This window comes from Legionella sp. km535 (assembly GCF_003990085.1).
GTDB lineage: Bacteria > Pseudomonadota > Gammaproteobacteria > Legionellales > Legionellaceae > Legionella > Legionella moravica.
In genome coordinates, this window is the sequence record NZ_RZGU01000011.1 from 16,925 (window position 1) to 36,076 (window position 19,152).

The window sequence follows — 19,152 nt, forward strand, 5'->3', positions numbered from 1 at the left end:
TACTACAATAAACCCAAAAAATATACCTAATACCCTAAAATAGTTACGTTCTATTTTCGAGGTAAAAAACAATAGCTTAAACAGCCAACGGGAGATATTTTAAGATAAGAGGATGACCCTATTGGGCCTGTAGATCGGTTATCCCCGCTTAACGGGGATAACATTAAAGTAATTTAGGATGTTCTGATTATTCTGAAGCCAGTTCGATCACAAACGCCAAAGCTAATTTAGAGAAATTAGTCATGTGTTCAAGGCTCAATAAAGACATGGTGTCAGAAGAGCTATGAATATAGGGGTTGTGTTCTTCAAAATTGGATTCACATGGGAATGCAGCAGGAACTCCTATATCTGTCCAGGATGCATGATCACTACAACCGTAGCCACAGCGTGAATAATCAACAGGAACCTGTACGTAGGTATCAATCAGTTTTGCAACATAATTACTTAAACCCCGATCAGTGTAGTCGGTGAATACCCACATGGTAGGATCATCTGCTTTCACACGATAACCGGTCATATCAAATTGAACGGCTGCTTTAACCGGAATAGAATGGTCCTGAAAATATTCCACTACATGCTGCGAACCAACCAATCCTCTTTCTTCAGCAGCATACCAGATGATATAAACAGGACGCTTGAATGTTGTTTTAGAGGCCAACAGAACACGCGCTGCTTCCATAACACTTGAAGAGCCGCTACCATCATCACCAGCTCCTGGCATACGACCATCCAGAGTATCCATGTGAGCACCAATAACAATACCTGGTGCCTTAATGTCTTTACCTATAACCGTTACTAAAGAAGGTTGTTTATACCAGCCTGTTTTCACAAAATAGGTTTCTGTATCTGTACGACCGTATTCAACAGCCATCGCTTCAAAAGTAGCCTTAAGCCAATTGGCTACTTCAACACCGGTATCCTTTGTTGCGGAACGATTGTGATAGGAAGTTAAATGGGTTAGCGTTTGCCAGATGTTATCTGCGACGACTTCCTTCAAAGCCGCGTTAACCTCTTCCTGATGTTTGATTTCATATACATCTTTTTTTAACTTACCCGGAGAAAGGGGTTTTAAAGCGTCCTGCTCCAGCAGAGTTTGTGCAGACTGCTTTTGAACAGCGAATTGTGTACCGGTAATTTTATGGCTGACGTTCACAAAGTGACCGCATTTTACTTGATCTGCTAATAAGACCAGTTTCTCAACATCACTGGATTGGATATCAATAATTTTAAATTGTTTGTTTTCTGCTAAGACATCATAAGGTACCGCAATTTTTGCAGCCAGGCATTGAGGTACTTGTAATTGCTCATGTGCTGGAATGCTTGCAGCAAAAAGTGAGTTTCCGGCAAATACTAAGCCTGTTGTTATACAGGTCATCCATTGGTTTAAACGCATATGCTCTCCTAATTTAATTTCACAAGACTTAATAAAAAATCCCGATTCAAGGCAAAAGGAATTTTTAATAATGAAGTTTAAATTAATTAAGTGACCTAATTAAAAATTACAAATATCCAAGAAATTGGGCATTTTTCCTAAGTCCTGTTTCAGTGACGATACTACATGATGAACAAAATGATGCAAGCAAACTTTTCAAAATCGTACAATTCACCTGACTCTTTGTGCTCTATTTTTGCACTTAATGCTATTGATAATCATTTTCATTTGATATACAGTTCAACTTCAAACAATTATGAACAAAGATATCGCAATGAAACTAAAAAAATCATTTATTGATCCCCAAAAAATTCCACTTAACCTGGCCTTGATACTTCTGACACTTGGAGCCAGCTTAAATCTTGGCCTTTTAAGCTTTAGTGGCATGTACGCTCTTATACCAGTCTTATCATACGCAATTGCAACATTCGGACTGTCTGTACTCTACGAAGGGGAAATATATCAACAAAATATCAAAGGCTCATCCAACAAATTGTTAAAAAAAAATTATCTTGAGAACAAGCTGGCAAAAGAATACTTGCTCAATCACCTAAATGAAGATGCCCATGATGAAGACTATCCTCAATTCTTCAAAGACTATAAAACGCAGCTCAAACTTCTTCGCTCCTTTGGCCACAAAGAATTGGATGAAGAAAGTAAAAAAAGCAAAAAACACATTGAAAAAACCCTTGCCGACATGGAAAAATGGTTTGCACGGCAGTTATTCTCGAGTAAAGAAAAACACAATGCAGCCGAATCCGAATATGCTTTAAAATTACGGCTTTGGCTCGCGAACCACCATCAAAATGAGTATCAACAACGACTGGAACAACGCCGCTTTCACTATAATATTGTAAAAGCGTTTAGCCTCCTGGCTGGTTTATTCATGGGTTTAGGCAGTACGTACCTCATTGTTGAAGCATTCACTATTATCCCGTTTTTTACTGCGATTCCCTTCGCTTTATGGCCAATAATGGTTCTTCCCATGGCAGCTATCGCTGGTGCCGCCTACGCTATGCTGACTTTTAATGCCATTACCGACATGATCAATAATAATACTGTTGTCAAATGGTATAACAAAATCAGCCAGGATTTAAGCCAGGGCTTAACTCTACGAAACGTATTCATTGCTTCAACCGCAGTATTTCTTGTTGGGTTGGCTCTAGCGCTTACAATATGTACTGCCGGAACCTGGTGGACGATAGCGACTAACGCACGCCCACTGTTTGACTGGATGAAAAAAATGCCCAGCTTTATCATGGGGGTTATTAATCCTGTAATTACCGGTTTATCCGCTATATTTTTCAACATACAAAATTCCGCTGAATCCCTGGAAATGGTTGACGAAGCATCACGGAGTAAAACACATTTTTTTGCAGGACTGTACGATTATTTTGTCAAAGGATTTCAAAATCTTATCAAAACCGAAAATTGGTTACAAATCATTAACCCATTTCGGATCATACTTAAATTAACGGTCACGCCATTACGTATCCTGTTTTTTCTAGGTCATCTGGTGAGCATTGCCTTGACATCGGATCGCATGCCTGGGGTTCCTCAAATAGTGTCCATTCTGATCGCCATAATCAGCGAAGGTTTTGAAGACGCACATTATTTTCTTCCCCAGCATCATGATCCTGATGATGAAATGGATGAACATGGGCACAAAGACATTAATGAACTACTTCAAGAACGAATGGATGAACATGGCGGACACGATCATAATATGGATATTCCGACCTGGCTTCTCAACACTATTGCATCACCACTTTATGCTCTGGCGGCTCTATGGGATTCGCAAGCCAGTCGACTGAATCAATCAAAGCAGAATGAACCATCCGACAATGAGGTTACCAGTCCGAAAACCAGAACTCCACAGGTTTTATCCTTCCAGCAAGCCTGGAACAAGCAACGAGGCATTGCCAAAGAACACCACGTTGAAATTGATCCTCAAGCCAAACGCCCTTCAAAACAATGGCAAGAAGAACATGCTATTGAACGAATTGAACGGTTTAAAACAAATCATCTCAAAAATGTTCTTATCGGTCATGATCAAGCAAATGCCAAAATCATTGAACTGGATAAATTAAAGGATGCTATTCGTCATCCCCAAAATGGTGAATCTCTGGCGGAAATACTAAAAGAAGCCAAAAACCAATCGGCTTATAACCAACACCGAATGTTTGCTCAAAAAGATGAAAAAACAAGAACCCAGGAATTTATTGAAGAACTACCAAAAAGAGTCAATGCGTTATAACAACCTTAAGTCATATATCCCGAGCAAAGCAAAAACACTCGCGATGCTCAGGATAATAGTTTTGTGGTCATTCTTCCCTTAATGGCCACAATCCCCATCAAGTCAGCAGGCTTTTTAAACCGGCTAAATGAGATTTGGCAATATGTTTAGATTTCTCTTCACAACGCTCACCCCCCTTACCAAACCACTCAAGATTATCTTGCGGCAATTCATCCAAAAAGCGGCTGGGAATGCAATCCTGAAGCTCACCAGCTCGACGCCGTTGTTTGGCCAGAGTAAAACAAAGGCCTTTTTGCGCTCGTGTAATGCCAACATAAGCTAATCGCCGTTCTTCCTCAATCTGATCATCATCGATACTGACTCGATGGGGCAACAATTCCTCTTCCATTCCTACCAGATAAACATAAGGAAATTCCAGACCTTTTGACGCATGCAAAGTCATTAATTGAAGGGTATCGTTATCTTGTTCATCTGACTGTTCCAAAATATCAATCAAGATTAATTTGTTCACTACATCAGCTAAAGTGTGCTCAGGATTCTTTTTCAATAACCTATCGACCCATTCAAGTAATTCCCATACATTATCCATTCTCTTTTGTGCTTTGGCAGGAGTATCACTTTGTTCGTAAATATGCGCTTCATATCCACTGTCCTCAACCATTTGCCTTAAATGCTCAAGAACCGATCCAGAAGACAAGCGCCCTTTAACCTGTTCTATCCAGGTCTTAAAAGTCTGTAAAGCCGCCCTGGGTTTTTCTGAAAGATGTTCACTCAAAGCCAGATGATCCGCGCCGGCATAAAGGCTCAATCCTCTTGATTGAGCATAGCGACCCAAGGCATCCAGAGTGGTGTCGCCAATACCTCGTTTGGGGGTATTGATCACGCGCACAAAAGCAGCATCGTCGGTTTCATTACAGAGTAATTTTAAATAAGCAAATACATCTTTTACCTCAGCCTTGGCAAACCAGGATTGTCCGCCGCTAATGCGATACGGAATTCCATAATTGCGTAATACTTTTTCAAAAATTCGGGATTGGTGGTTTCCCCGATATAAAATGGCATAATCACCGTAATTAGTCCGGGAACGCATTTTATGACTGATTAAATCAGCAACCACATGTTCCGCTTCATCTTGATCATCCCTGCAACTGATGACTCTGAGTAATTCTCCATGCCCCAAATCACTCCACAATTTCTTTTCAAACAAGTGTTGATTATTAGCGATTAAATGATTTGCTGTATGCAAAATTCGACTGGTCGAACGATAATTTTGCTCCAGTTTAATGATTTTAAGTTGAGGGTAATCTCGTTGTAATTGTTCCAGATTTTCAGGCTTGGCACCACGCCAGGCGTAAATAGACTGATCATCATCTCCAACTACCGTAAAATGGGCTCTAACGCCAACCAGTTTTTTAACTAATAAATACTGACTGGTATTTGAATCCTGATATTCATCAACCAATAAATGACGTATTTTATTTTGCCAATACTCCAATACGTCCGGATGCTCTGTTAGCAGACTCACCGGCAATCGAATCAAATCATCAAAATCTACGGCATTATACGATTTTAATGCCTGTTGATAGCGAGGATAAATCAATGATGCTTCTAACTGTACAGGTGTATCCAGGGGACAATTTAAGACCGATTCAGGGCTTAACAAATCATTTTTCCATCGCGAAATTTGCTGCTGAATTTGCAGCATGTACTCGCGTTCATTCGCTTTATTAGCAGTGAGAAAATGACGTAAAACCTGCAAACAGTCCTCACTGTCAAAAATAGAAAAACCTTTTCTTAACTCACATAAAGCGGCATCACGTTTGATCATACTTAAACCTAAAGTATGAAACGTAGCAACTTTCAACCCACGACGGCTTGATGACGGAAGGACTGTAGCAACCCGGGCGCGCATTTCATTTGCCGCTTTGTTAGTAAAGGTTACGGCACAAACAGATTTGGCGGAGTAGCCACAGGTATTGATTAAATAGCCAATTTTTTGAGTAATAACTCGTGTCTTACCACTTCCAGCGCCAGCAAGAACCAACAAAGGCCCATCAATATAATGTACTGCAGCCATTTGTTGGCTATTCAACATACTTTAATCTCGTGCAAAAAGAGGGCATTATCGCTTACCCTGACTTTTCGAATCAACTGTTAATTGCTGGATCGCTCCACATCAAACTCTTCTTCATTATCCGAGTCAATAAATTCATCCTTTTTTTCGATTTCATTGATCTCGGTAATCCCAAACAATAGTTTATCTATGGTCTTAAACAGTGGCATAAGCATGCTATTATTTTTCATAATAATTCCTCAGGTGTATTTAGGGGGTTTTTTAAGAATAGATCAAGACCACCGAATTTCCAGGAAATACTCAAAAAATAGTTTCAAAATGTATCTTAAAAAGAACCTAAGTAGCCATATAACGTCCTGGCCTGCAAATAAATTAAATCTCAGACTATTCCGCTCCTTAAAGCTCGCTGCACGGGTGTTTTTAATCACAGGATTGGCTATGAATACTCTGACCATATTATGTTATAATAGGCAAATTTGTGTAACGAGCTTTTCCAATGAAAGAATCAGATACATTACAACGATTCATTTTTGAACATGCCAATATCCGTGGCGAAATTGTCCATATTGAAAAAACATTTCAAACCATAATGAATCAACGTACCTATCCACCTATGGTTAAAAACTTATTAGGTGAGGCTATTGTTTCCTGCCTCTTGTTAGCCAGCAGTATTAAATTTGAAGGAAGTTTGAGTTTACAGTTTCAGGGGGACCATCGATTACCATTGCTGCTTGTGCAATGTGATCACGAATTAAACATAAGGGCTTTTGCCAAGTGCGCCGAAGATCTGGAAATTATCGATTACGCAACAGCATTTCTTCAAGGTCAAATGGTACTCACCATCAGTCAAAATAATCAAACCCAGGCATACCAAAGTATGGTACCGCTTCAATCGACATCGATGAGTGAAAATCTGATGGGCTATTTTGCGCATTCGGAACAAGTAGCGACACGCGTCTGGTTGGCAGTAAATAATGAGATGGCTGCAGGCATGCTGCTTCAGTTGATGCCAGGACAAGACACGCTGCAAAGAGAACAGTTTTGGGAATACGCCGTACAATTGGGACAAACGGTTAGCGAAGAAGAATTATTAACCCTGGACAATCAAACCCTGCTCTATCGGCTTTATAACGAAACTGATCTCAGAATATTTGAATCTCGATCTACTCGCTTTCAATGTCGGTGTACGAATGAAAAGATGAAGCAGGTGATTACTACTCTGGGCAAAGAGGACGCCGAAGCCTTATTGCAAGAACAAGGTGCGATTGAGATAAACTGTGATTTCTGCAATCAGAAATATACCTTTGATTCCATAGACGTTGCCCTGTTGTTTCATCAATAGACTGGTATCAAATTACATGCAAAACCAGCATATTTATATTAAAGTCATCTAAGATAACCACCATTAGTCTCAGTAGTGATTTCAGTCGGAATCAACACTGAGACTATAAATTGCTTCAATCAGATGATTACTGTAGTGTTAAGTCAATTGAAGATAAAATACCTTTGTCTTTTGGACTAAATTGCACGTATTCTCCGCGCATAGCCTGTAATATTTGTTGTAATGTAATGAATTGCGCGCTTAACTGAAAATACAAATCGGCTGACTCACTTTCCTGCAATTCACCTGCTGTTAAATAGGCAGCTTGCCCCATATCAGAAAAATAACTCAGGCTCACATGACGCTTTTTCGCAATCCCGGGAAAAAGTCCACAGAACAGAAGACTCTTATCCCCTACATCGCGCAATAATTCTAATTGCAGCTGTCGTGGTTTACGCATGGAATCAAGGAAATCAAGAGCCACAACCGATTCAATCAATTTGGGGCCTTGGGAAAAACGCATTAATAAAAAAACGAGATAACTTTCCGTGTTTTCGTTCAAAATTAATCGTGTAGACGCTTGAGCTTCATTAACCAAAGCATGCCATTGACTAATATCGGTGGGATGTAAAATTAGTTGTTTCATAAACTCCCCCTTTTTTTACTTCCTAATATTAGTCTAGCAAAGCTTGTACCAAAATATCAGAGAGATCATGGAATAAATGGTTAATATGCTGTAACTACGTGTAACGCATCAATATTTTATCTGCGATAAAAAAATGACGGGACTTTGTCATCATTTTGACAGAAGCGGGTTGCTCGGTTGAAGCGAACCCGCAGAGGATAGAATGACAAGAATTCCAAATTCAAATGGATTGATGCAATGCCTTCCATTCAGTCCAGGTTCCAGAATATCCCATCAAGGACTGACGAGAAAACTCATAGAATTTCTTCAGGAATGCAATTCTCTTGATATAATAAGGAGTTAGCTCTGGATCCCCACGATAAATTTCCAAAAGGTTATAATATGGAGAAATGGAGGCCTGACGTTCTATTATTTCCTCAAAACTGGCCTTGTCTGCGTTATTGAGCATATCAAACATCGCCAGGATAGTTGAAGTGCGTCCTTTGCCACCACGACAATGAACATGGAACCAGGTTTTTTTAGGCTTGCTACGGACCAAATTCAAAAATGCATCGACCTCCGAATCCCGGGGAGCACGGTGATCGGTAATAAACAGGCGATGGTATTCAAAACCCCATTTTGAAACATAGTATTCTTCATTTCTAACGGTTCCGACAGCCATGGATTTCCCATTGAAATACTGCTTCTGTCGATATTGAGGCACTGTTAAAATTCCGGGTATGGTTTTTCTAAAGCGTAAAGTCGCCAGCCAATTTTCTTGATCCTGCGCACTTTGGGCATTAGTTTTGCCAAGATTGAGCCAGTTATAATCACTAACAAGAGTAATCGCCCTTCCGTTTAAATAACCATGACTTTCCTGTCTTAAATCCAGTACGATGACCGGTTTGCCATTTTTAGGCCGGCGCATCGCAATATATTCAGCGATAGTCCGCCATCCCTTTTCGCTCGGTTCTTCACTTCCTGATAAATAAAGGTCATGAATACCCTGAACATTGCCGTTATAAGCATCGGCAATTGTTGCGACATCACGCATCCATTCAACGGAGGAAAATTGGGTTTTACTGTCTTGCACAATGCAAGGATTTTCTACGGTGGATTCACAGACAGCGGGTAATGGGGCAGAAAAAACACGTCCTTGTATTAAAAAAAACATCATTAATACAACTTTAAATCCTTTAAAGTCATTCATATTAAAGCCTTAAAAAAATGCAACTTCTCAATATCCATGAAATCATCATCCATAACGCATAACGTTCTTCCGGGCGGTGATACAGTGCTTTTTTAGGAGATCCTTCACTGAGCTCAGAATGGACAGGATTCTCAAAGGTACTGAGAGATTACTACAAAAAAACTCAATTCATTCTATTTAAATGTTTTTTCATCTTCAACATAATTTTTAGCCACTCAATTGAAAAAAATCCAAGGTTGAGACAAAAGAAATTGTTAATGAAGGAGTTACAACAACTTAATGACTTAATAAAAAATTTCTTTTAACGAAGGGATTGGGCGATTTCAGTAAGTCCTGATAGAATTAACACCCAGTATCGGATAGGATTTAGTCAGCAATTCGTGTATAATGTTGAAACTATGAACAAATACCCAGCTATTCCTTAACATTAATTCCAGCAATTCCCAACTAAAGGTTATTTATGATTGAACAGATTCGCAATATTGCCATTATCGCACACGTTGACCATGGCAAAACAACTCTTGTAGACAAACTACTTCAGCAAACTGGTACTTTAAATGAACGTGCGCCCAAGGTTGAGCGAGTCATGGACTCTAATGCACTTGAAAAAGAAAGGGGAATCACCATTCTTGCTAAAAATACGTGTGTTTATTGGAATGGATATCAAATTAATATCGTTGATACCCCGGGGCATGCGGATTTTGGTGGAGAAGTTGAGCGTATTCTCTCTATGGTTGACTGCGTTCTTCTATTAGTCGACGCTGTTGACGGCCCTATGCCTCAAACTCGATTTGTAACTCAGAAAGCCTTTGCCAGAGGCTTAAATCCTATTGTTGTCATTAACAAAATAGACAGACCTGGAGCAAGACCTGACTGGGTCATGGATCAGGTGTTTGATTTGTTTGATAATCTTGGGGCCAACGACACCCAATTGGATTTTCCTGTGGTCTATGCTTCCGCCCTCAATGGTTTTGCCAAACTCAATCTGGAAGACGAAGCAACGGATATGTCAGCGTTACTGCAAACTATTGTTGATAAAGTTGCGCCGCCAGATGTGGATCCGAATGGTCCCTTCCAAATGCAAATCAGCTCATTAGCCTACTCTACTTACGTAGGCACCATAGGCATCGGACGAATCACCAGAGGTCAAATTAAAGCAAAATCGCCTGTAAAAATCATAGATAAAGACGGCAACATGCGTAGTGGCCGCTTATTGCAATTACTTGGTTTTAAAGGGCTGGAGCGAGTTGAAATCGAAGAGGCTGGAGCGGGTAATATTATCGCGATAACGGGAATTGAAAACCTGAATATCTCCGATACCATATGCGATCCCAATACAGTAGAAGCGTTGCCTGCATTAATGGTCGATGAACCCACCATCAGCATGACGTTCCAGGTTAATGATTCTCCATTTGCTGGCCAGGAAGGTAAATTTGTCACCTCCCGTAAAATTCGCGAACGTCTGGATACTGAATTATTACACAATGTGGCTTTACGTGTTGAGGATTGCGAAGATCCCGATAAATTCAGAGTGTCTGGTCGAGGGGAATTGCATTTATCCATTCTGATTGAAAACATGCGCCGTGAAGGTTATGAGTTAGCCATCAGTAAGCCGGAAGTCATTATTCGGGAAGTAGATGGAGAACTGCAAGAGCCTTATGAGCGCCTGACAGTAGACGTTGAAGAAAGCCACCAGGGCACCATAATGGAGAAACTGGGTGAACGTCGTGGCGACATGCAAAACATGGTTCCGGACGGAAAAGGTCGAGTCCGATTGGATTATATTATACCGACTCGAGGCTTGATTGGATTCCACAATGAATTTTTGTCATGCACCTCAGGTACTGGATTAATGTACCACGTTTACGATCATTATGGCCCCGCGATTAAAGGCCGAATCGGCAAACGCACCAATGGCGTGATGATCGCAAATTGCCAAGGTACAGCACGTGGCTTCGCTCTGTTCAACCTGCAAGAGCGTGGACGCTTGTTTCTCGATCCTCAAGCTACCTGCTATGAAGGAATGATTGTAGGGATTCATGCCAGAGATAATGACCTGGTAGTGAATGTGACCAAAGAAAAGCAATTAACCAATATGCGTGCTTCCGGTACTGACGAGAACATCATCCTTACTCCGCCAATCAAGTTAACTCTGGAACAGGCTTTGGAGTTTATTGATGATGACGAACTGGTTGAAGTAACACCAAATTCAATTCGGTTGCGTAAGAAATCCTTAAAAGAGCACGACAGGAAAAAAGCATCACGTATTGCCAATAGTGAAGAATAATAACGAAATGAAACAAAAATTTAAGCGAGTCATACTCTATGCTCGTCAGCATAGAGCCAATCAAGGTGTAAGCGAAAGCTTACACCGACTGGTTGAATTTTTAACAAATCAGAACATCAAAATCTATCAGGATCAAGATACTACTGCCGGTTTCATGATGAACATCCCCATATTAGCTCGAGAAGATATGGGAGAAAAAGAGGATCTGATCATCGTTGTTGGTGGTGATGGCAGCCTGCTTTCTGCAGCACGAATGGCAATCCAAGTAAATACACCTGTAATTGGCATTAACCGAGGGCGTCTGGGCTTTTTGACGGACATACTGCCTCAGGACATAGAAACGCAACTGGGTGCTGTATTGAACGGTTCTTATGAAGAAGAACAACGGTTCTTGCTGCATACCCGAATTTACGATCAGGATAAAACCTATTTTGAGGGAGATGCGCTTAACGATGTGGTTTTAGGCAGGGGAAATGAAACCCATCTTATCGAGTTTGATGTGTACGTTAATCAACAACTGGTTAGTCATTATCGCTCCGATGGCATGATATTATCGACTCCTACTGGCTCTACTGCTTATGCTCTATCAGCCGGAGGCCCTATTATGCACCCCCAACTCAATGCTATTGTGCTAGTACCCATGTTTTCGCATAGCCTTAGTTCCCGGCCTCTCGTGGTTGACGGGGAAGCTAAAATTGAACTGCACATCAGCGAGTTTAATGAAACTGAATTACGGGTCAGTTGTGATGGCCATGAATCACGAATGGTTAAACCAGGTCAACGTGTGTCAATATACAAAAATGGCAATCAACTCCGCTTGTTACATCCACTGGATTACCATTATTATGATACATTACGTAGTAAACTTGGATGGGAATCAAAACATCAGGGATAAATCATGCTCACAACCTTGCGCATTGAACATTTCGCTATTGTTAAACAACTGGAACTGGATTTTTCAAAAGGCATGACCGCCTTCACAGGTGAGACCGGAGCAGGCAAATCCATCATGATAGACGCCTTAATGCTTGCATTGGGTGGTCGTGGTGATGTCTCAGTTATTCGCCCTGGTCAGGAGAAATGTGATATTACCGCTGGTTTTATTTTTGACCAATTATCAGAGCCTGCCCAGTGGTTGGCAGAACACGATATTTCCTGTGATGAAGGCGAACTATTTTTAAGGCGCATTATTTACGCTGAAGGACGCTCTAAATCCTATATTAATGGCCAACCTGTTCCACTGCAAAAGGTAAAAGAACTCAGCGAAAAACTGGTTCATATTCACGGACAACACCAGCACCAGACACTGATGCAACATCCAACACACAGACAGCAATTGGACCAATACGCCAATCACCCCAATTTATTGGATGAAGTATCTCGCTTATACAAACAGTGTCAGCATATTAAGCTGGAAATAGACCAGTTACAAAACCAGGAACAACAAGCCGACAGAATCAAATTATTGCAATTCCAAATCGAGGAATTAGCAGCCCTGAATCTACAGGAAGGTGAAATTGAGGCATTGCATCAAGAACATCAGATGCTGCATCACGCCAGAGAATACCTGGAGCACAGCCACCATATCAATACCCTGCTTAATGGCGATGATCAGCTGAATATCTGCTCAGGATTAAACCAAGTTATTCAATTAATCAATCAACTTCCTCAGGAACAAACTCAGATTAAGAATTCACTTGAACTGATTAACGGCGCCCTGATTCAATGCGAAGAAGCATTGGATGAAATGCACCAATTTAGCGAACGCGTCCAATTAGATCCACAGCGGCTGCACGAAGTAGAAGAGCGAATGAGCGCTATCCATCACCTGGCTCGCAAATATCATATTGACAGTCATGCCATAGCGGAACATGAACGCCAACTGCAAATGGAACTGGAACATTTACAAAATGCTGAGTGTCAATTAGCTCATTTACAATTGCAATTGAGCCAATTGACTAAATCCTATGATATTGCAGCACAAAAACTTACCGAATCTCGACAGCTCCATGCTAAAAAATTAGCTCAGGAAATAACTTCCAGCATTCAACAATTGGGTATGCCAAAGGGCTGGATAGAAATTGACATTTCACCACTGGAAAAGATGCAGTCTCATGGCCGTGATAAAGTTGAATATAAAGTATGTACTAATCCGGGCATGGAGCCTGATGTACTGGGCAAGGTTGCTTCTGGTGGAGAGCTGTCCCGTATTGGTCTGGCCATTCAAATGATCACCGCGCAAAGAGGATCGACGCCAACCCTGTTATTTGACGAAGTGGATGTCGGTATTGGCGGAGCTACTGCCGCACTGGTTGGAAAGATGCTCCGGAAGCTTGGAGAGCGATTACAGGTTTTCTGTGTGACTCACCAACCACAGGTTGCAGCATCAGCTCACAATCACTTCAGAGTAGAAAAACAAAGTGACAACAAACAAACAGTAACTCAAATTACACTTCTGAAATCAGATGATAAAGTTGACGAAATTGCCCGAATGTTAGGGGGATTAACCATCACCGAGCAAACTCGTTCGCATGCAAAGGAACTTTTAACTCAGAGCAATGACTGATTTTGTTGATCAATCATTGCACTTTTACTTTATTTTTGTGCCAAATCACCTTAATTTTAAAAAATATTAAAAATATTTCATAAAAAAACAGCACAAATAATAAAATAATGCTACAATGGTTGGGTAACAATTTAGGAAAATAACATGTCAGATAAAATTCGCGGTACAGTAAAATGGTTTAATGAGTCCAAAGGTTTCGGTTTTCTAGAAAGTGGCGGTAAAGATTATTTTGTGCATTTCAGCGCAATCCAAAGCAGCGGTTTCAAAACTCTTGCTGAAGGTGCAACTGTAATGTTCAAAGCTAGCAACGGACAAAAAGGTCCTCAAGCTGAAGAAGTTGAAGTAGTCTAATTCATTTATTTTACGCCTTGTTCGTGTTTAGATATTCTTATCTACTAATGAACAAGGCGTTTTTTTTGCTCTAAATTTCATAGCTCCCCAAATTCACAATATTCTGATATATTTTAATCTGCAACAATATGCGAGCCTTTTACTACAAAAAGCTTCAAACTATTGATTCTGTCAGGTGAGCAGAGCAGCGTTCTTTTAGCCCTGCCCGTATCAATATCACCAACCATTCACTTTCAGGAAATTGTATGGCGTTAAATAATTCAACTGTACTCATGGTGCCTCCGGCAAATTTTCAGTTTAATCATGAAACAGCCACAAGCAATACGTTCCAATCAGCAGCTCATATTGATGATAGCGAAAAAAAGGCCATGGATGAATTTAATGCCATGGTACTCAATTTAAGAGAGCAAGGGGTTCGGGTATTAATCCTGAAACAAAATAAACTATTACCCGATGCTGTTTTTCCCAATAACTGGTTTTCCACTCATGTTGATGCCGAAGGCCATAATATCCTGATAATTTATCCCATGCTTACCCCAAATCGGCAGGCAGAAGTTAACATCACGGGATTAACTAAAGTATTCAATGAGGCTCAGTACACGGTGGATAAGATCATTGATCTGAGAAATCATGACAATAACATTCTGGAGGGAACTGGAAGTCTGGTCTTAGATCGCAATAATCAACTGATTTATGCTGCTCTATCTCCCAGGACATCGCCCGTCATGGTCAATAAAGTTGCCGAGATTTTGAATTATAAACCGATTGTGTTTAGCAGCGTTGATGAACATGCTCATCCTGTGTACCATACTAATGTCATTCTAAGTATTACTCAAAATTACGCTATCGTCTGTTGGGAATCGATTAAAGATTCCCTTCAAAAATCTGCTCTGTTGCACAGTTTTAAAATAACCCAAAAGCACGTAATTGAACTATCGTATGATCAAACTCGGCATATGTGCGCAAATGTACTGGAGCTGATTAACAACAAGGGAAAAAGCATTTTAGTCTTATCCAATCAAGCAATGAATCATTTTAACAAAAAGCAATTGGAAACCCTGCAGCACTTTTCAGAGTTAGTGCCGGTTGATATTGAAACTATTGAAACTATTGGCGGTGGAAGTGCCCGATGCATGATGGCGGAAATTGTTTACTAATTAATTCAGCGCGAAGAATACCTGGAATAACATTCTTGTCAAAGAAATATCGAACCCCTACAATCCCAAATTCAGTGAACACTCTGCAATCTACTCAGTGAAGAGCGTTACCAATCTTATGAGGAGCTTACTTAATTTTCTCCAATAATAATCAAAGTGAGAATATTTTCATGATGAATAACAATTATTTCGATAGTCCCTTTAAAGGAATACCCTTATCAGAGCAAGTTACAAATCCCAACATTATTGTTGGACGACACAGTTACTATTCGGGGTATTATCACGGTCATTCCTTTAATGAATGTGCACGATATTTGCTGCCTGATGAGCCCGGTGTAGATAAGCTGATAATTGGCAGTTTTTGCTCAATAGGTACTGGCGTTTCCTTTATAATGGCAGGGAATCAAGGACATCGAATGGAGTGGGTTAGTACCTTCCCGTTTTTTTACACAGGCGATAAATACGCGCAAAATGCCATTGATGGCTTTAAAAATGTTGGGAATACAGAAATAGGGCACGATGTTTGGATAGGTGCAGAAGCGATGATTATGCCGGGCATCAAAATTGGCCATGGAGCTCTAATCGGTGCACGCTCGGTTGTAACAAAAGATGTTGAACCTTATACAATTGTTGCTGGTAACCCTGCAAAACCCATTTGAAAACGCTTTTCTGAAGAACAAATCAAACAATTGCTGACAATGGAATGGTGGAATTGGCCCGAGAGTCTGTTGGCCTCAGCCATGAAGTATTTATGCTCCACTGATATTAACGGGCTGTTTAACTTCTGGTTATCTCATCAAAAAGAAACAATAGAGTAATTGCTCAACCAGGCTCTTTATGTTTGGATCTGATGGTCTATCATAAAGAGTGGTTCATTGCATCTGCTAATATCAGTCAAAATATCATTAATGCTCCAAATCTGAAAAATAAACTAAATCCAGGGATACATTTTTAAAAATTTGTTCTTTTATCCAATTGATGAACATGGGCAACAAAAATATTCGATATAACAGGGTTCTCCATCTTAGTTGTATTTGGAGTTTATCAGACGGCACCATCAACTCCCTTCTCCCTTGAGGGCTACCCTGAGCTGTATAAAATATCCTCTTTATTTTTCATAACCCAACTGATAATATCTCCACACCTTGGCTCCTAACATTCGAGATAAATAATTTGACTCTTGTTTCAAATAAATTCGTCACGACTCATCTACCTGAGCCCCGCCAAACAATAATTGAAAAAGTCGTTATCATTATCCCAACTTATAATGAAGCCGCAGTTATAGCAGAAACAATTCATCAGGTATTTGATTATGTAGAGCCACTGAAAAGCCATGATATTCATGTGTTAATTTTTGATAGTGCCTCTAAAGATAGCACGCAACTCATTGTCCAAAACTTACAAAACACATACTCAAAACTTCATTTGAAAAGTGAATCAACAAAATCCGGATTAGGCTCCGCCTATTTGCAAGCGATGAATTATGCCCTGACAGCACTCGATGCAGACATAATCTTTGAGTTTGATGCTGACTTGTCACATCAACCTAAATACATTATCGGTATGCTGGAACTGATTAAAAACTGTGATTGTGTCGTAGGCAGCCGCTACATTAAAGGCGGAAGCATACCCAAGAACTGGGCGCTTCATCGAAAACTGTTCTCAATATTTGGCAATTACATCGCCCGTTCAGTGCTCACCCACAAGTATAAAGATTTCACAAGTGGTTTTCGTGCAACAAGGCGTCACATACTCCAAAAAGTATTACCTAAAAGCTTCCTATCGAACCAATATGCGTATAAATTGCAACTCCTCTGGTTGCTGCACAAAAATAACGCCAAAATTTGCGAATACCCTATTGAATTTATAGACAGGGAAAAAGGAGTCAGCAAATTACCTAAAAACTGCATCATTGATTCGCTTAAGGTAGTTTTTACACTTCGATTTTATGAGCTAAAGCGGTTTTTAAGTATGTGCCTGGTTGGCTCCATGGGTATGCTCATTCAATTCATGGTCTATAACGTATTGCGCGAATATCTTACTCCATACAACGCATCACAAATTGCGGTAATAGCGGCTATTATCAATAACTTTATACTGAATAACCGATTTACGTTTAGAAGCAACTCTTTTGTTGGCTGGTCATTTAAAATGAAGCGCCTGGCAGGCTTTGTCATTTACTCACTTGTCATGATATATCTGCAAAGTCATTGGATTAAATTAGGAATCAGTTATTTGGGTACCGGTACCTTGCAAGAGAATATATTATTAGCAACAGGGATAGGGCTTGGTTCTTTATTAAATTATTTTACCTATACTCGCCATATTTGGGCTGAACGAATTCCATCATAAATATTTATTGAGCGCAAAGTGTGGTTTTAGCAAGCAACCTGTTTACACCTTAACGTGCCAAAGGATAATTCGTGATAAAGAAATCCAAATTATATTTTTTTATTTATTTTTCAATTTTGCTAATCCTGGCCCCGTTTAGTCTACCTTCTTTTGATACTTATTATTATTGGGACTGGAGCCGTCATTTAGATTTATCCTATTATGATGGTTCACCAATGATTGCTTATTTGATCAAATTATCGACGTTATTATTTGGCGATACAGTTTTTTCATTAACTTTTTTAGGCATAGCAATCACTGCCCTAACCAGTTGGATTATATACATAACAGCGAGGCAATTTTTGTCGCAAACAGCCAGTTATGTCGCTACATCATTGTGGTTGTTTTCGCCGTTAATGACCTTAGATCTGTTACAGCAAACAACCTATGATACACCATTATGCTTATTTTGGTCGTTAACACTTTATTACGTTATTCACTATTTAAAAAATAATGAAAGCCGTACATTATATTTTATCGGTATCAGTATTGGCTTAATGTTATTATCAAAATACTCAGGAATTGTTTTAGTTTTAGCATTACTTATCTTTCTGATTTCCACTAAATATCGCTGTTTATTCAAAACCAATCACTTCTATCTTGCCCTCCTGATCGCAGTTATTTGTTTTAGCCCAGTTATCATTTGGAATTATCAACATGAGTGGCAATCATTTTTATATCAGTTAAAAATTCATCAACTCAAGGAGAATACCAATCACCTGAAGGCGATATTTCACTCCTTTTTTTGGATTATTTTACCTTCACTAAATATCATGTTACTCCCAGCTCTGTTATGTTGGATACATAAAGATTCAACAAAATACTCCGAAGCTAAATACGATTACATCAAACACATCATATTGCTATGTCAAATTATCTGCATCACGTTTATAGGCTTTTATCTATTTACTGCATATAAAGCAATTATCAGGGATAATTGGCTTACTCCATATCTGATTGCCAGCGCTTTGTTAGGGGGATATTGTTATCAAGAATATTTCTATCGTAAGTCTGTAGCTATTGTTCTCGTCGTATATACTCTGCTTAGCGTACTGATAGTCATAAATAACAGTACTCTTTATCGCATTATTCCAACAAAAAAATTAATTTATTATCGACTGATGCAACAAGTCAATGAGCAACTCAAAAACATTCCATCATCCATATTTTCTTCTGGATGGTTTGAGGCACGAATGTTGTTTTTTATTAAAAATAAACCCATTATCTATACTTTGGATTGTGGATCATTACAAAACCAATACTCAATTTGGAGTAAAGACATCAACCAAAAAATAGCAAATAAAACTGTTCAAGAAATTTTATTTATTGATTTAAGGGACAGAAGTGAATGTTTAAAAAAATACTTTGATCGATGCGAACAATTATCTGCTCAAACACAAATAACACCTAAAGACATATACTCAGTGTATGCGTACAAATGCACCAATAGGGCAGATTCCAGGGTATAGCAGATTTATTTA

General features: G+C 39.6%; 14 protein-coding genes and 1 pseudogene. 10 read left to right on the forward strand and 5 right to left on the reverse strand.

What is annotated here, in order from left to right; all coding sequences use genetic code 11:
- Positions 1–187: 187 nt before the first annotated feature.
- On the reverse strand, positions 188–1,393 hold the full coding sequence (gene lapA, locus ELY21_RS07810; protein WP_127108450.1) for an aminopeptidase LapA: 1,206 nt from the start codon (positions 1,391–1,393) through the stop codon (positions 188–190).
- A 313-nt stretch (positions 1,394–1,706) separates the two neighbouring features.
- Between lapA and ELY21_RS07815 the strand changes: the two genes are divergently transcribed.
- Positions 1,707–3,689 (forward strand): hypothetical protein, encoded by a 1,983-nt coding sequence (locus tag ELY21_RS07815; protein ID WP_127108588.1) that lies wholly within the window; start codon positions 1,707–1,709, stop codon positions 3,687–3,689.
- Positions 3,690–3,786: 97 nt separating this feature from the next.
- On the opposite strand, the gene ELY21_RS07820 is transcribed toward ELY21_RS07815, so the two are convergent.
- Positions 3,787–5,784, reverse strand: a complete 1,998-nt coding sequence (locus ELY21_RS07820; protein WP_127108452.1) for a UvrD-helicase domain-containing protein — start codon at positions 5,782–5,784, stop codon at positions 3,787–3,789.
- A 59-nt stretch (positions 5,785–5,843) separates the two neighbouring features.
- Complete coding sequence (locus tag ELY21_RS15720; RefSeq protein WP_165482377.1) at positions 5,844–5,993, reverse strand: hypothetical protein; 150 nt, start codon at positions 5,991–5,993, stop codon at positions 5,844–5,846.
- 266 nt (positions 5,994–6,259) lie between these two features.
- Here ELY21_RS15720 and hslO point away from each other — a divergent pair, with 266 nt between their 5' ends.
- Positions 6,260–7,105 carry an Hsp33 family molecular chaperone HslO gene (gene hslO / locus ELY21_RS07825; RefSeq protein ID WP_127108454.1) on the forward strand — a complete coding sequence of 282 codons (846 nt, stop codon included), beginning with the start codon at positions 6,260–6,262 and terminating at the stop codon, positions 7,103–7,105.
- A gap of 127 nt (positions 7,106–7,232) precedes the next feature.
- Here the strand turns inward: hslO and ELY21_RS07830 are convergent, their stop codons facing one another.
- Together ELY21_RS07830 and ELY21_RS07835 are read right to left on the reverse strand one after the other, a co-directional pair.
- Entirely contained in the window at positions 7,233–7,730 is a 498-nt protein-coding gene (locus ELY21_RS07830) for a hypothetical protein (protein WP_028382749.1), read from the reverse strand.
- A gap of 220 nt (positions 7,731–7,950) precedes the next feature.
- Entirely contained in the window at positions 7,951–8,919 is a 969-nt protein-coding gene (locus tag ELY21_RS07835; protein ID WP_127108456.1) for a tyrosine protein phosphatase, read from the reverse strand.
- 460 nt (positions 8,920–9,379) lie between these two features.
- Here ELY21_RS07835 and typA point away from each other — a divergent pair, with 460 nt between their 5' ends.
- The 8 genes and pseudogenes from typA to ELY21_RS07875 all read left to right on the forward strand — a co-directional run bounded on the left by typA (position 9,380) and on the right by ELY21_RS07875 (position 19,140).
- Entirely contained in the window at positions 9,380–11,206 is a 1,827-nt protein-coding gene (gene typA, locus ELY21_RS07840) for a translational GTPase TypA (protein WP_127108458.1), read from the forward strand.
- Positions 11,207–11,213: 7 nt separating this feature from the next.
- Entirely contained in the window at positions 11,214–12,101 is an 888-nt protein-coding gene (locus tag ELY21_RS07845; RefSeq protein WP_127108460.1) for an NAD(+) kinase, read from the forward strand.
- A gap of 3 nt (positions 12,102–12,104) precedes the next feature.
- The gene (gene recN / locus ELY21_RS07850; protein ID WP_127108462.1) at positions 12,105–13,772 is read left to right on the forward strand and encodes a DNA repair protein RecN; all 1,668 of its coding nucleotides are present in this window, start codon (positions 12,105–12,107) and stop codon (positions 13,770–13,772) included.
- 144 nt (positions 13,773–13,916) lie between these two features.
- The gene (locus ELY21_RS07855) at positions 13,917–14,123 is read left to right on the forward strand and encodes a cold-shock protein (RefSeq protein ID WP_028382754.1); all 207 of its coding nucleotides are present in this window, start codon (positions 13,917–13,919) and stop codon (positions 14,121–14,123) included.
- A gap of 245 nt (positions 14,124–14,368) precedes the next feature.
- The gene (locus ELY21_RS07860) at positions 14,369–15,280 is read left to right on the forward strand and encodes an arginine deiminase-related protein (RefSeq protein ID WP_233588688.1); all 912 of its coding nucleotides are present in this window, start codon (positions 14,369–14,371) and stop codon (positions 15,278–15,280) included.
- A 173-nt stretch (positions 15,281–15,453) separates the two neighbouring features.
- Positions 15,454–16,098, forward strand: a pseudogene (catB, locus tag ELY21_RS07865) (type B chloramphenicol O-acetyltransferase).
- A 412-nt stretch (positions 16,099–16,510) separates the two neighbouring features.
- A complete protein-coding gene (locus tag ELY21_RS07870; protein WP_233588690.1) occupies positions 16,511–17,632 on the forward strand; it encodes a glycosyltransferase family 2 protein in 1,122 nt (373 codons plus the stop codon).
- Positions 17,633–17,703: 71 nt separating this feature from the next.
- Positions 17,704–19,140 carry a glycosyltransferase family 39 protein gene (locus ELY21_RS07875; protein WP_127108466.1) on the forward strand — a complete coding sequence of 479 codons (1,437 nt, stop codon included), beginning with the start codon at positions 17,704–17,706 and terminating at the stop codon, positions 19,138–19,140.
- Positions 19,141–19,152: the final 12 nt, after the last annotated feature.